This is a genomic window from Streptomyces sp. NPDC002018 (assembly GCF_042890865.1).
Classification (GTDB): Bacteria; Actinomycetota; Actinomycetes; order Streptomycetales; family Streptomycetaceae; genus Streptomyces.
Genome location: NZ_JBIASO010000036.1, coordinates 1 through 13,750, shown reverse-complemented (window position 1 = coordinate 13,750; position 13,750 = coordinate 1). Strand labels below are relative to the sequence as shown.

12 protein-coding genes are annotated in these 13,750 nt (G+C 71.2%); 2 read left to right on the top strand and 10 right to left on the bottom strand.

The annotated features are described in order from the left end of the window. Positions 1 to 44: 44 nt before the first annotated feature. From ACFYYH_RS33325 to ACFYYH_RS33310, 4 genes are all read right to left on the bottom strand, one after another. Entirely contained in the window at positions 45 to 611 is a 567-nt protein-coding gene (locus ACFYYH_RS33325; protein WP_388559293.1) for a signal peptidase I, read from the bottom strand. Then, a complete protein-coding gene (locus tag ACFYYH_RS33320; RefSeq protein WP_388559290.1) occupies positions 608 to 1,195 on the bottom strand; it encodes a hypothetical protein in 588 nt (195 codons plus the stop codon). The genes ACFYYH_RS33325 and ACFYYH_RS33320 overlap by 4 nt, the downstream gene beginning before the upstream one ends. An 839-nt stretch (positions 1,196 to 2,034) precedes the next feature. Continuing rightward, the gene (locus tag ACFYYH_RS33315) at positions 2,035 to 3,348 is read right to left on the bottom strand and encodes a peptidase (RefSeq protein WP_388559288.1); all 1,314 of its coding nucleotides are present in this window, start codon (positions 3,346 to 3,348) and stop codon (positions 2,035 to 2,037) included. A gap of 587 nt (positions 3,349 to 3,935) precedes the next feature. Next, positions 3,936 to 4,535 (bottom strand): hypothetical protein, encoded by a 600-nt coding sequence (locus ACFYYH_RS33310; protein ID WP_388559286.1) that lies wholly within the window; start codon positions 4,533 to 4,535, stop codon positions 3,936 to 3,938. Positions 4,536 to 5,045: 510 nt separating this feature from the next. On the opposite strand from ACFYYH_RS33310, the gene ACFYYH_RS33305 reads away from it, so the two are divergent. After that, positions 5,046 to 6,476, top strand: coding sequence for a PA14 domain-containing protein (locus ACFYYH_RS33305; protein ID WP_388559283.1), 1,431 nt, complete (start codon positions 5,046 to 5,048; stop codon positions 6,474 to 6,476). 58 nt (positions 6,477 to 6,534) lie between these two features. Here the strand turns inward: ACFYYH_RS33305 and ACFYYH_RS33300 are convergent, their stop codons facing one another. Further along, entirely contained in the window at positions 6,535 to 7,392 is an 858-nt protein-coding gene (locus tag ACFYYH_RS33300) for an SDR family NAD(P)-dependent oxidoreductase (protein ID WP_388559280.1), read from the bottom strand. A gap of 230 nt (positions 7,393 to 7,622) precedes the next feature. Between ACFYYH_RS33300 and ACFYYH_RS33295 the strand changes: the two genes are divergently transcribed. After that, on the top strand, positions 7,623 to 8,477 hold the full coding sequence (locus ACFYYH_RS33295; RefSeq protein ID WP_388559277.1) for a helix-turn-helix transcriptional regulator: 855 nt from the start codon (positions 7,623 to 7,625) through the stop codon (positions 8,475 to 8,477). Positions 8,478 to 8,599: 122 nt separating this feature from the next. On the opposite strand, the gene ACFYYH_RS33290 is transcribed toward ACFYYH_RS33295, so the two are convergent. From ACFYYH_RS33290 to ACFYYH_RS33270, 5 genes are all read right to left on the bottom strand, one after another. After that, positions 8,600 to 9,022, bottom strand: coding sequence for an arsenate reductase ArsC (locus tag ACFYYH_RS33290; protein WP_388559275.1), 423 nt, complete (start codon positions 9,020 to 9,022; stop codon positions 8,600 to 8,602). A gap of 26 nt (positions 9,023 to 9,048) precedes the next feature. After that, positions 9,049 to 9,882, bottom strand: coding sequence for an aquaporin (locus ACFYYH_RS33285; RefSeq protein ID WP_388559272.1), 834 nt, complete (start codon positions 9,880 to 9,882; stop codon positions 9,049 to 9,051). Continuing rightward, positions 9,879 to 10,304, bottom strand: a complete 426-nt coding sequence (locus ACFYYH_RS33280; RefSeq protein ID WP_388559269.1) for an ArsR/SmtB family transcription factor — start codon at positions 10,302 to 10,304, stop codon at positions 9,879 to 9,881. Before ACFYYH_RS33280 ends, ACFYYH_RS33285 begins: the two co-directional genes overlap by 4 nt. An 85-nt stretch (positions 10,305 to 10,389) precedes the next feature. Then, on the bottom strand, positions 10,390 to 11,895 hold the full coding sequence (locus ACFYYH_RS33275) for a pyridoxal phosphate-dependent decarboxylase family protein (protein ID WP_388559266.1): 1,506 nt from the start codon (positions 11,893 to 11,895) through the stop codon (positions 10,390 to 10,392). After that, on the bottom strand, positions 11,885 to 13,303 hold the full coding sequence (locus tag ACFYYH_RS33270; RefSeq protein WP_388559263.1) for an MFS transporter: 1,419 nt from the start codon (positions 13,301 to 13,303) through the stop codon (positions 11,885 to 11,887). The genes ACFYYH_RS33275 and ACFYYH_RS33270 overlap by 11 nt, the downstream gene beginning before the upstream one ends. Positions 13,304 to 13,750 lie beyond the last annotated feature (447 nt).

The following is a 13,750-nucleotide window of genomic DNA, read 5'->3' as shown; positions in this document are numbered from 1 at the left end:
CCGCGCCCCGTGTGATGTCACACGTCGTTCAGGAAGCCACCGGGCTACGTGTGTGGGCTGCGGCTGCGCAGTGGCAGAGCGGCGAGCGCGAGCAGAATGCCAAGTCCGAGCAGCACGACCGCCGCGGGCACGGGCTGCCTGGCGCGCCAGAGCTGGACCGGCAGGCCGATCCAGGGCACGCGCAGTCGTGCGACGCCCTGGAGTGCCGCGGGCCGTACCGGGGTCGAGTCCGGTGTGGAGTTGGCGTCGCCTTTGGTGATCAGGTCGTTGTTGGGAAGTACCTGGTAGACCCGATGGGTGAGCAGACGGCCGGGTCGGGTGGGATCCTGGACCAGCACGATGTGGCCCACCGCGGGTGTGCGGTCGCGCGGTGGGGGCTGGTAGAGAACGACATCGCCCGGCGTGAGGGCGGGACGCATGGAGCCGGACTGCACCACCCCCGCCGTCCAGCCCAGCGCCAGCACGGGCAAGTGCGCCCACACCAGCAGCCCGAGCATCGAGCCGAGCAGGGTACGTGAGGTGACCGAGGTGACCACACGGAGCGGGTGCGGGGCGCCCCTGGGCGTGGGGTGGTGGAGCGCGCCGGCGGCCAGCTCACGGGGGAGGGTCACTCGCGTTCCCGCGCTTCCCAGGTGAAGGTCGCCTCGTTGGTGTTCGCCCCTTGCGAGCCGTTGGGCGCGCTGGAGCTGAACCTCCACGCGAAGCGGAAGCTCCTGGAGTTGTGGGACTTGTCGGACAGCGTCCAGGGACCCACGCCGGTGCGGTAGTCGGTGTGCAGGGCGATAAACTGGTCCAGGGTGCCGTCGAACGCCGTCTTGTGCGGCGTGAAGCCGTTGCAGTTTCCGGAGGCGCCGCCGCTGCCCACCTCGATCTTGAGGTTGACGAAGGACTGGAAGTTACTGGGCCAGTTCGGTGAGTTGCTGTACAGCTTGAGCGCGGTGGGGAACTCGGCGTTCGACTTGACCCTGATGCAGTTGGAGCCCGTGTCGCCGGGTCGCATGTTGTCGATGTCGAACATGGGCACCTTGCTGTCATTGGCCAGCCCCGCCGAGCCGGCGGTCCAGGTGTTGCCGCTGTTGCTGCTGGTACCGCTCCAGTCGGCGTTGGTGGCACCCCAGACCAGAGCACCGCTGAGCAGTAACCCGAGCGGAACGGGCACCACCTGTGCCAACACGTTCAGCCAGGAACGCGCCATCGCCAACTCCGTTCAATTGCATCGGTAGTGCAGCATATTGCCTCCCTCTGTCCCACCTGCGGCGGCGCCGCTCCGTGTCGCCGTCCGGGTCTGCTGGAGGCTCGGTTCCACGAGGAGGGCCGGGAACCGGAGGCGGAGCGTCCGTCATCGCGCCAGGTCGGCGGCGGTCCGCGGCGGCGAACTGCCTGCCCGGAGGCGGAACGGGGTCAGGCCGTGGGTCAGGCCGTGGGTCAGGTCGCGGGTCAGGCCGTGGGTCCCGCCGTGGGTCAGGCCGTGGGTCCCGCCGTGGGTCACGCCGCCGCGTAGCCGTACGTGTGCTGCGATCGTCCGACCGACGCCCTGGGCACCGTGATTCCCCCCACCTTCGCACCGCGCACGATCTCCCCGGTTGCACTCCATCGCTGTCTCCGTCTTCCGAGGCCGACCTGCCCGGGTTCGCCTCTCTGAGGTGCGAAACCCGCCGCACATCCGCTCCGAGCACGGGTCGCACTGTCATGACATCGCGACTGATGACCACCAGCGACCGCTGTCGGCCGAACGAAGTAGCACAGGCCGCCGCTGCCACGTCCTCCGGTCAGCCACGCGCCCGTGAGCGCGGAGCGGATCGCGCGTCGGCGCCCGCAGGCGCTTCGACCGTTCCGCCCGATGCCCCGGGACCGTCTGTCGCTCTTCCCCGCCTGTGGCCCGAGCCGTGTCGCTCAACGCCTCCAGCCGCCCGGCCCCCCGTGGGGGTGCGCCGTGGTTCTGTCCGTACAGCCGGAAAGGGCGCCTCCGGGGATGGGGGCGCCCTTTCCTGTGGCGCGGCTGGTGAGGCCACGTCAGAAGGTCGTCGCGGGTGGTCAGGAGGCAGTGGTGGCCTTCTGGCGGCGGCCGACGAAGACCGCGACGGCGCCGAGGGCCACCGCAGCGCCGGCCGCGCCGGCGAACCGCGGGAGGGCCGAGGGGGAGCCGGTGCTGGCGAGGGAGCCGGTGACGGCGGGGTCGCCGGAGTTCACGGGGGTGGTGGACGTGGCGCCCTGCGGCCTGGTGTCCGGGGTCTGCGGCGTGGTCTTGCCGGGTTCGGCGTCGTCGGCGTCATCGGCGGCGCTGCCGGCGGCGAGGAGCTCGAAGGCGTACTCGGTGGGGAGGTTGCCGCCACAGGACTCGTCGTCGTTGATGTAGTCACCGGCGACGAAGGCGAGGCCGTCCCCGGCCGGGGCCTTGGCGTCGACCTTCAGGCGCAGCTTCACATCGGCACGGGCGCCGGCCTTCAGCGGACTGATGGCGCCGACGCGACCGCCCGCTTCCACGTTCTTCCAGGCCGGGGCGGCGGCGGTCGACCACTGCAGGTGGAAGGCGTCGTCGATGACGTGGTAGCCGCTCTTGTCCGTCGCGTGGAAGTAGACGTACGGGGAGACCTCGTCCAGCGTCTTGCCCGTCCCGTTGGTCACGCGGAGGGAGAAGTCGGTCGTCGAGCCCGCGACGATCTTGGACGGCAGGCCGGTGACGACCGTGCTGAGCTTGCCCTCGAAGACGCACTCCGGCTCGTCCGGCTCCGCCTCGTCCCTGGCGTCGGCGAGCGCCTGGTCGGCGGCCTCCTTCGCTTCGAGGGCGGCCTTCGTAGCGTCCTGGACCTTGGAGTACTCACGAACGGCGGCGACGCGCGCGTCGTCGGCGGCCCGGCCGGCCGTCGCGGCCTTCTCGTCGGCGGCGGCCTTGGCGTCCTGTGCGGACAGGGCGGCGGTCTCGGCGTCGGCAACGGCCTTCTCCGCGGCCGCCTTCTCCTCGACGGTGGCGGTCTCGGGCAGCGCGGCGAGTACGGCCTTGGCGTCGGTGAGCGCCTGGTCGGCGTTCTGCTGGACGGTGGCGGCGTCGGCCGCCTCCTTCCTGGCGCTCTTCGCGGCGACGGCGAGGGGCGCGTCATCGGAGAGGGCGGCTTCGAGGACGACCCGCGCGGCCTTGCCCGCGGCCACGGCGTCGTCGTACGCCTTCTGTGCCTTCTCGGCGGCCTTCTCGAGTTCCTCGATGGAAGGCTTGTCCCGCTCGCCCTGCTGCTGCGCTTGCGAGGCGGCGGACGGCTTGGCGTCGGCGAGCGCGGGGGTGACGGAGAGCAGGATGACGGGGGTCGTCACGGCGGCCACGACGGCCGTGGCAAGAATGCGGCGAATCTTCAACGGAGTCCTTCGCGGGTCCGAAAAGCGGGTTCGAAAAAGAGTTGAGGCAGCGGCTGCGGCAGCACCCACGCAGGGCTTCGTCGGTGATCGTATGACCGGAAACACCGTCGCCGGAAGCGCATAAGGAAGGTCACGAGTGCGGGACACCACTCCCCCTCGGCGGGCAATTGCCCCATAAGGGGATAGTTGCTTCCTCCGCACGGACCAATTTGGTGATCTATGTCATTCCGTGGGGGCGCGCCGGCAGCCGACCACCCGCAGCCGCCATGGGGCGGTGAGTCGGGCCGGGCCCGCGGGCCATGGGCCGCGGGCCGCGGGCCGGGCGGTGCAGGGGCGGGGCCACGCCTTGCAGGCGCCGGGCGGTGCAGGGACCGGGCAGGATCCCGCTGGATGCGGAGCTCGCGGTCGCAGCGGAACGCCCGGCCGGGAGAACCCCGGCCGGGCGTCTGGCCGAGCCGCTGACAACAGCCGCTTCACCAGCAGATCGCCGCGCCCCCTCCCTGAACTCACCACCGGGAGGGGGGCTTTGCACTGCCGGCGCGGCTTCCGGGCAACGGGGCCTAGGCAGCCGTCAGATCGTCAGATCCTCAGATCGTGGGTGTCTCATCGACGACCTCCTTGTGCGGTTCGACAATGAACCTCCAGCCGTCGCTGGGCTCCAGGAACCGCACGCGGGTCGGGTAGATGTCCAGGGCGCGGCGGTCGCGGTTCTGGCCACCCGCGCTCTTCCGCCCCTTGGCCGGCTCCTCGAACAGGTCGACCTTGACGTCCGGCACCGCGACGACTTCCTCGCTCCAGCGCTGAACGATCCCCACGCCGAACGCGTCCCGCGCGGCGGAGTAGAGCGAATCCAGAGATTCCTTGTTCCCGTTGGGCACGAAGAGGGCGAGGTTCAGGAGGACGCCCGCGCTCTGGAGGACCTCGATTTCCTCCCCCGCCTCGTCGGCGACCCAGATACCGCGCTCTTCGGCATTGTCCGGGAGAACACGGATTTCCTCACCGAAGACCGTCCTCGCGGTGAAGGACCCTCCCTCGAAATTCTTACCCGGCTCCGCAAGGAAAGCCGGGGCGTAGCAGTCGAGAGGAAGGCCATCCATCTCTGCCGAGACGAAGATGCCGTCCTGGAGCCCCAATTCTGAGACCTCTTCGGCCGTAAGACGTCGAGCCGTTACCTTCTCGGTGTTCACGCCATTCCCCTTTTTTCGTGGCGTCCTGTGAATTCATCAATACCCTACCACGAAAACGACCGACCACTTCCCGTCACCCATGTCTTCACGGTCACAATAACGCTGGTCAACACCTCCGAGTGATTACTTCCGGCAGAACAGCGGACGAATCATCTCGCATCACCGACGAAACGCGGCACTCGCAGATAAATGCGATTCGGGCCAAGAGGTGACCTACCGCTTCGGCAATGTTTTCGGCAACAAAAGAAGTCGTCACGTGAAATGTGAGCGGACTTGACCGAATGACAACAAGCAGCCAAGAGGCGCCTTGCTGATCGGTGAATCGTGCCCGGCCGCGGACAGCCGATCGCACCCGTTTTCCTCGGAGGAACCTCGTGGTAGTCCGCGGCGAACCGCCGGTATGCCTCGGGCCGACGATCCACCGGCAGAGGGAAACAGCCGGGCAACCTTCCTCCCGTCTCGCGAGTCTCCACGCTGTACCTCGTTGCCCGCACAGCGTGAAAGGCCCTCGTGCACCAGAAGAGATCCGTCGCCGCCCTGGCCGGTGGCGCCCTGTCCGCCGTCGCTCTCGGCGGTCTGCTGGCCGCCGCCCCGCAGGCGGTGGCCGCCGATGTCACCTGCTCGGCCAATGTCTACAAGCGGACGTTCTACAAGAACACCGCGTTCTCCGGCTCCCCCGTGCGGACCGACTGCGACAGCGCCATCAGCCAGAGCTGGTCCGGCAGTCCGGTCGCCGGGGTGCCCTCGAACGACTTCGGTGTCCGCTGGTCGGTGACGCGTGACTTCGGGTCCGGCGGCCCCTTCACGTTCACCGCCTCCGCCACCGACGGCATCCGCGTCTATCTGGACGGCGTCCGCAAGATCGACCTGTGGAAGGGCACCGGCGACACCGCCCGCTCCAAGGGCGTCAACCTCACCGTGCCCTCCGGCAAGCACACCCTGCGCGTCGACCACGTGAACTGGACCGGCGCCGCCAAGGTCACCTTCACGTACACGCCCCGGACTTCGGCCACGTACGACAAGACGAAGCCGCTGGCCCCCACCGGTGTGAAGACCGCCTACGCCACCAAGAGCCGCAAGACGACCGTCTCCTGGTCCGCCAACAAGGAGATGGACCTGGCGAGTTACACCCTCCACCGGCGGGCCGTCGGCTCCAGCACCTGGACGAAGGTCACCACGACCACCGCCCGCAGCTACACCGATCCCCTCGTCAACCCCGACGACCGCACGCCCTACTACTACGAGGTGCGCGCCAAGGACAAGGCGGGCAACACCTCGTCGGGCAGCACGGACACCATCGTCCGCCCCCTGCCCGTGGTGACCTCCCTGACCGGCACCTACGACAAGGCGACCGGCAAGGTCACCCTGAAGTGGCCGCTCAATACCGAGCCGCACTTCGACCACTACACGGTCCACAGCAACGACAAGGTGGACGGCTCCTACAAGTGGGTCCCGCTCGGCACCACCAAGGGCAGCACCTGGACCACCGGCCCCGTCACCGCCGACGGTGAGACCCGCCACTACCGCGTCCTCGTCACCAACGACAGCGGCACCACCACCTACAACCCCGACTGGCTCGACGCCACCGCTCCCCACGAGCTCTGGCTCGCCATCCCCGACGGCATCGCTCCGGCCGAGGCCCCCGATCTGTCCGTGCGCTCCTGCGCGGGCGGTGTCCAGGCCACCGCGACCGACTACACGCCGTCCCCGATCCGCGACTTCACCGGCTTCGAGATCGAACGCCGCGCGGCCGGGACGGGCACCTGGTCGGTGGTCCTGCACAAGGCGTACGATCCGCGCCTCGACCCCGCCACCGCCACCGTCTGCGACCCGCTGCCCGCCGACGGGCGCACCTACGAGTTCCGGGCCCGTACGTATGACGCGGCCGGCAACTACTCGCCGTACAGCGGGATCCGGGCGTTGACCGTGGCTGCCGGCTGACGGTCGGGGCTCCGTCCCTGTGTGAGATGCCGGCGTGGCAGGCCCGCTTCCAGGCAGGTCATCGGCCCACTCCCGTCAGCGCGACGGTGGCCTGCCACAGCCGGCCGGCCGTGGCCTCGTCCAGGCCGGCCCTGCCCGGCTTGCGCACGGTGGGGTGGCCCTTGATGCTGCCGGGCCCGTCCGGGCCGACATAGGCGTTGCCGGGCACGTCCTGCGCCGCGGCGTACAGGATGGACAGGGCTCCGCGTTCGGGGTCGTTGAGCAGGAAGGGAAGGCGGTTGACGGCGTTGGCCGGAGAGTGGGCGGCCAGTTGTGTCGTCGCGATGCCGGGGTGGGCGAGCACCGACCGCACCCGGCTGCCCGACGCGGTCAGCCGCCGCTGCAACTCCAGGGAGAACAGCACGGTCGCGCGCTTGGAGTCCCGGTACGCGTGCATCCCGTTGTACGCGCGCGTGCGCCAGTCGAGGTCGTCCACGTCCAGCTTGGACTGCCGGTGCAACTGGCTGGTGACCGTGACCACACGGTCGGTCAGGTGCGGCAGGAGCAGATTGGTCAGGACGAACGGGCCGGTGTAGTTCGTCGCGGTCTGCACGTCCAGACCGTCCGCGGTCCGCGCCGCCGGGATGTCCATCACACCGGCGTTGTTGATGAGGATGTCCAGGGCGCCGCTCCAGTCCTGCGCGAAGCGCCGTACCGACCCCAGGTCGGCGACGTCCAGCCGCCGGACGTCGAACCGGCCGGGCATCCCGGAGACCGCGAGGCGGCCCTTCTCCGTGTCACGCACCGCCAGTACGACGCGGGCGCCGGCGCGGGCCAGCTCCCGCGCGGTGATCAGCCCGAGCCCGCTGCCGGCCCCGGTGATGAGCACCGTCCTGCCGGTCATCTCCGGCAGATCGGCGGCTGTCCACTTGGCCATGGGAATCCTCTCCTCCGCTGGGCGCGGCGGCGTCCGCCGCACGCCCACGTCGTCGCGGAAGGCACCGCGCCGTCCCGCGGTACCCACTGCACCGCACCCGGCGACACCGGGGAAGGACTCCCTCAACCACTGACCGGCAGTCCGTGGATAAGGCCCGCCGACGGCTGCGACACTGCGGGCGCACGGCGATGTCCCCCGTTCGCGAAGTACCCGATCTCCTGGAGACCACCATGGAACGGTCCGTGGACCGCGCCTCGTTGGGCGCCTTTCTGCGCGCCCGGCGGGAGGCGCTGCAACCGGAGGACGTGGGACTGCGCCGCGGATCGCGCCGGCGCGCCCGCGGTCTGCGGCGCGAGGAGGTGGCGGAGCTGTGCGACATGTCCTCCGACTACTTCGCCCGTCTGGAGAGGGGGAACGGTCCACAGCCGTCGCAGCAGATGGCCGCGGCCATCGCCCGCGGTCTGCGCCTGACCCCGGACGAACGCGACCACCTGTTCCTGCTGTGCGGACACCGCACACCGCGGCGGCAGTTGCGCGGCGAGCACGTCAACCCCGGGCTGATGCGCGTACTGGACCGGTTGCGGGACACTCCGGCACAGGTCATGGGCCCCCTCGGCGAGACATTGCTCCAGACACCACCCGCCGTGGCCCTGCTCGGCGAACAGACCCACTACAGCGGGGAGGCCCGCAGCGCCCCCTACCGCTGGTTCACCGAGCCGGGCGCCCGCAGCCGCTACCTCCCCGACGACCACGAGGCCAACAGCCGGGTGAACGTCTCGCTCCTGCGGGCGGCCACCACGAGGGAAGGCCCCCAGTCGCAGGCCGCCCGCCTCGTGCGGAGCCTGCTGCACCACAGCGCGGAGTTCGCGTCACTGTGGGACCAGCAGGAGGTCGGCCTTCACTGGAACAGCGCCAAACGGTTCGTCCACCCTCAGGTCGGGCGGATCGACCTGTTCTGCCAGAACCTGCTGGACCCCGACCAGGCGCAGTCCCTGCTCATCTTCACCGCGACACCCGGCACCGAGAGCCACGACAAACTGGCCCTGCTGAACGTCCTCGGCACGGACAGCTTCACGGTCGGCTGAGACTCGGGAGCCCGCCCGAAGAAGGCTCGGCAGACCCCGGGACTCGGCAGACGCTGGGCTCGGGAGACGCTGAGAGGTGTGATGCGCGCCGGGAGGTGTGTTGCGCGCTCCGGTCGCCGCGCTCACGCCGCACGCGGCGGTGTGATCTCGTTGAGCAGTTGACGGACGCGCCGCTCGATCTCGTCGCGGATGGGGCGGACGGCACCGGCTCCCTGTCCGGCGGGGTCGGGGAGCTCCCAGTCGAGGTAGCGCTTGCCGGGGAAGACCGGGCATGTGTCGCCGCAGCCCATCGTGATGACCACGTCGGACGCCTGGACGGCCTCGACGGTGAGCACCTTGGGCACCTCGGCGGAGATGTCGATGCCTGCCTCCGACATCGCTGCGACGACGGCCGGGTTGACCGTATCGGCGGGCGCGGACCCGGCGGAGCGCACTTCTACGCGGTCGCCCGCGAGGTGGGTGAGGAAGGCCGCGGCCATCTGGGAGCGGCCGGCGTTGTGGACGCAGACGAAGAGTACGGACGGGCGCTCGGCAGGGGTCGTCATGCGGGTGTCCTTCTGGGCGTATGCGGTCAGGGGAGCGGGGAGGCGGCCGGTTCGGATTCGCCCCGGAGGGGGACGGTTCCGGGTTCGCCCTGGCTGGGGACGGCGGCGGGTTCGCCCCGGAGGGGGACGGCGGCGGTACGCGCGGGCGACGGGCGTCCGAACACCGCGCGCACCAGTCCCAGCCCCAGCGCCGCACCGATGAGCTGGGCCGCGACGAACGGGCCGACCGAGGCGGGTGCGATGCCGGCGAACGTGTCGGTGACGGCGCGCCCCACGGTGACGGCCGGGTTGGCGAACGATGTGGAGGACGTGAACCAGTACGCCGCTCCGATGTACGACGCCACGGCCACGGGGGCGAGGTGGGAGCGGCCGGTCCGGCCGAGTCCGAAGACCAGCAGGACGAGTCCCGCGGTCGCGACCAGCTCGCCCAGCCACAGGTGACCGGAGGTGCGGTCCTGCGTGGACCAGCGCACCAGGGGCTCGGCGAACATGGCGTCGGCCAGGATCGCGCCGCCGATCGCGCCGGCGCTCTGGGCGGACAGATACGCGGCGACGTCCCGGCCGCTCAGCCCGTCGCCACGGGAGCGGCCGTCGCCACGGGAGCGGCCGTCTCCACGGGAGCGGCCGTCGAACCACGCCGCAAGGGTGACGACCGGGTTGAAGTGCGCGCCGGAGACCGGCCCGAGGAGCGTGATCAGCACGCCCAGCCCGAACACGGTGGCCAGTGAGTTGGCCAGCAGTCGCACTCCGCCGTCCTGGCTCAGCTCGGTGGCCTGGATTCCCGAGCCGACCACCACCGCGACCAGGGCGGCCGAGCCGACGGCTTCGGCGAGAGCCCGCCGTCCCAGTGAAGCGCTCACGCGGTCGCCTCTGCCGCCCGCGCGGTCCTCAGGAACGCGGAGAGCCGGTCGAGGGTGCCGGGAAGCACCCAGTAGTAGACCCATGTGCCCCGGCGTTCGCAGTCGATCAGGCCCGCCTGTCGAAGCAGCTTGAGGTGGTGCGAGATCGTCGGCTGGGACAGGTCGAAGGCAGGGGTCAGATCGCATACGCAGACCTCCCCGCCCGCCCGCGAGGCGATCATCGACAGCAGCCGCAGACGGACCGGGTCACCGAGGGCCTTGAAGATCTTCGCCAGCTCGGCGGACTGGTCCTCGTCCAGGGGCGCGGTGCCCAGCGGCGCGATGCCCGGGGCCGCGGTGCCCGGGGCCGCGGGCACGGGCCCTGGACAGCAGGCGCCGAACCGCTCCTCCCGCCCGAGCACCACCCGTTCTTGATTCGACATACTTCTATGTTGACGTTCTTCGATCCAGGGCGCAACCTCGCATCGACGGACATCAATCACCGGCCTACCGATTGCCGGCCTACCGTCAGACGCTGAACACGGAGCCGATGAACTCCGTGAGGAGGCGCTCCTTGAGCGGCACCGGCAGCGCGTCGAGCAGCACCAGGACGGGGGCCATCCGGCCGGGGAGTCCCGCGTCGGCGCCCAGTCCCGCGAAGGCCAGGACGGCCGCGATCTCGTCCGGGCCGAGCGCCGCCGGGTCGAGTCCGGCGGCGAGGCCGGCGAGCGCCGGGTCCACGGTCACCGGCGCCAGCGTACGGGCGGTCAGGAGCGCGGCCCCGAGGTCCTCGACCAGCGCGTCCACCCGGTCGGCGGTGGCCGGGGTCAGGGTGAGATGGAGACTGGGCGGCAGGCCGTCGAAGGAGAGCTGGGGCTGGAGGTACCAGCCACGGTCGCGCATCTCGTCCGCGAGGTGCAGCAGCAGACTCAGATCACTCAGATCACTCAGGTCACTCAGATCGGCGTCACCGTCCGCCGATCCGCCCACGACCGTGAACGCGACGAGTCCTGCGGCCGGTTCCCCCAGTACCCGTAGGCCGTCGGTCTCGCGCAGGCCCGCCAGCAGCCGGTCCGACGCCGCGGCGACCCGGCCGGCCAGCGCGGTGTAGCCGTCGTCACCGACATGCTGGAGGACCGCCCACGCCTGGGCCAGCAGACCGCCGGACTTGGTGCCCTGGACCGTCGGGTTGACGACCGGGTATCCGGGCCAGCCCGCGTGGGCGAAGTACTGGTGGCGGCGCAGTGCGGCGTCCCGGTAGAGGACGACCGAGGCGCCCTTGTCGGCGTACGCGTATTTGTGCAGGTCCACGGAGAGCGAGGTGACCCCGGGGACCGACAGGTCGAACGGCCGCACCTCACGCCCCGCGCGCCGCAGGTAGGGCAGGAGCCAGCCGCCGATGCAGGCGTCGACATGGCAGAGCACTCCGCGCCGTTCAGCGGCCGCGGCGATCTCGGCCACCGGGTCGATCACTCCGTGCGCGTACGAGGGGGCCGAGGCGACCACGAGCGCGGTGCGGTCGGTGAGCGCCGCGGCCACGGCGCCCGCGTCGGCGCGGAAGGAGACCGGGTCGACGGGGACGACGACCGTCTCCAGGCCCAGATAGTGGGCGGCCTTGTGGAAGGCGGCGTGGGCGGTGGACGGGAGGACCAGTTGCGGCGCGGTGACCCCTCGTACCGCACGCGCGTGGTCCCGGGCCGCCTTGACGGCGAGCAGGATGCTCTCCGTCCCGCCGCTGGTGAACGTGCCCTGGGCGCCGGGTGCGCCCAGCAGCGTCGCGACCGCGCCCACCAGGTCGTTCTCCAGCCGTGCCACGCTGGGGAAGACGGTCGGGTCGAGACCGTTGACGGCCGCGTACGCCGCGTACGCGGAGGCGGCCAGCTCGTCGAGGCCGTCCAGGCCCGCGTCGTAGACGTACGCGAAGGTGCGCCCGCCCCGGGTGGGCGCGTCGGCCTCGCGCAGGAGACGCAACTCGGCGAGCACCTCGGCGGCGGCACGGCCGGCCGGCAGGGCGCGGATGGGTTCAGTCGACACGGCCGGTCTCCCTCTGCGGGGGTGCGGATGCGGGTGCGGATGCGGATGCGGGTGCGTGTGCGGATGCGGATGCGGTTCGGTCCTCGCGGTAGTGGTGCAGCAGCAAAAGACTTACGGCGGCGAGTACGGCGGGCAGTACGCTCATGCCCGCGGTGATGCCGGCCAGGGCGGCCCCGGGCTGGTCCACCCGGTGGCCGGCGTCGGAGGAGCGGAACCCCGTCACCGCGAGGACCAGCGCGAACACCCCTGCGCCCAGCGCGAAGGCCAGGGTCTCGGCGGCCGTCCACAGCCCGGTGAAGGTCGCGGCCCGCCGCTTGCCGGTGCGGACGGCGTCGGCGGCGAGGGTGTCCGCGAGCATGGTCAGCGGCAGCAACTGGAGCCCCGCGTAGGCGACTCCGATGACCACGACCGCCCCGTAGCCGAGCGCGGGTCCGGCCGCCGGGGTGAAGGCGAGGAGCACCGCTCCGGCGAGGAAGAGCAGGGACGCGCACCACTGGGCGTCCTTCACCCCGCGCAGCCGGGCCAGCCGGTTCCACAGCGGCATGACGAGGACGAGCGGGCCGATCAGACAGGCGAACAGCGGGGTGACGGCGCCCGGTGAGCCGAGGGTGTACGTGGCGAAGTACTGGACGCCCGCGAGCATCACGCCGACGGCGAGGGCCTGGAGGCTCCACATGCCGGCCAGGAACAGGAACGGCCGGTGGGAGCGGGCGGCGGCCAACTGGGCGCGGAGCGAGGGCTCGGCCTCACTGCGGGCCGCGGCCGGGGCCCACCGGGTGGTGAACCACGCGCCGAACATGCCCAGGGCGAGCAGGACCGCGACGGCGATCCCCATCGTCCGGTAGCTCTCCGGGCTGTCGCCGTCGGCGTGGGCGATCGCCGGGGCGAGCGCCCCGGACAGCAGGATCGCGACACCGAGGAAGCCCACCCGCCAGCCCAGCACCCGTGCGCGTTCGGCCGGATCCTCGGTCATCTCGGCGGGCATCGTCACGTACGGCACCTGGAAGACGGCGTACGCGGTGGCGGCCAGCAGGAACAGCACCGCCACATATCCGGCCGCGGCCGCTCCCCGCAGTGGCGGCGCGGCGAAGATCAGCGCGAAGAGCGGTGGGAGGGTGCAGGCGCCGATGAGCAGAAACGGACGGCGTGGTCCGCCGCGCAGCCCGCTGCGGTCGGACACCGCCCCGACCACCGGGTTGATCAGGACGTCCCAGGCTTTCGGCAGGAAGACCGCCGCTCCCGCGACGGCCGCGGGGACGGCGAGCACATTGGTGAGGTAGTAGAGCAGGATCAGTCCCGGCACGGTGGCGAAGGTGCCGGTGCACAGGGAGCCGAGTCCGTATCCGACCCGCACCCGGCGCGGCAGGGACGGGCCCGGTCCGCGGTCCGCGCGGAGGTCTGCTGGCATGCCGCAGATCATGAACGACGGTTCGCGCGGGCGACAAGGGTCTGGTGTGACGGAGGCATGAACTCCGGCGGCCGTGTCCCCGCACAGGTGAAGTGGTGTGCCGGTCCCCCCATGTGCCGGTCCCCCCATGTGCCGGTCCCCCCATGTGCCGGTCCCCCCATGTGCCGGTCCCGCCGGGTGCCGGTCCCGGCGGGTGCCGGTGCCGCCATGTGCCGGTCGCGCCGGGTGCCGGTCGCGCGGTTCCGCGGTCCCGCGGTCGCGCAGTCCCGCAGTCCCGCAGTCGCGCGGTCCGGCGGTCCCGCGGGGTGTACCCAGCATCACCGGTGTACCCAGCACCACCTCCCGGCCGGGCCGTACGCCCAGTGTGCCGAGCCCTCGGCGCCCATAGCGTCATGGTCACGGCGCAGAGAGCGCCACAGCGGAAGGGGCGGCGGACATGTTCCACCG

What these genes read in the sequence shown, in the direction of transcription:
- ACFYYH_RS33320 (WP_388559290.1), bottom strand. Translation starts at nt 1,195, where the DNA reads ATGGCGCGTTCCTGGCTGAACGTGTTGGCACAGGTGGTGCCCGTTCCG.
- ACFYYH_RS33300 (WP_388559280.1), bottom strand. Translation starts at nt 7,392, where the DNA reads ATGGCCAAGTGGACAGCCGCCGATCTGCCGGAGATGACCGGCAGGACG.
- ACFYYH_RS33295 (WP_388559277.1), top strand. Translation starts at nt 7,623, where the DNA reads ATGGAACGGTCCGTGGACCGCGCCTCGTTGGGCGCCTTTCTGCGCGCC.
- ACFYYH_RS33290 (WP_388559275.1), bottom strand. Translation starts at nt 9,022, where the DNA reads ATGACGACCCCTGCCGAGCGCCCGTCCGTACTCTTCGTCTGCGTCCAC.
- ACFYYH_RS33280 (WP_388559269.1), bottom strand. Translation starts at nt 10,304, where the DNA reads ATGTCGAATCAAGAACGGGTGGTGCTCGGGCGGGAGGAGCGGTTCGGC.
- ACFYYH_RS33270 (WP_388559263.1), bottom strand. Translation starts at nt 13,303, where the DNA reads ATGCCAGCAGACCTCCGCGCGGACCGCGGACCGGGCCCGTCCCTGCCG.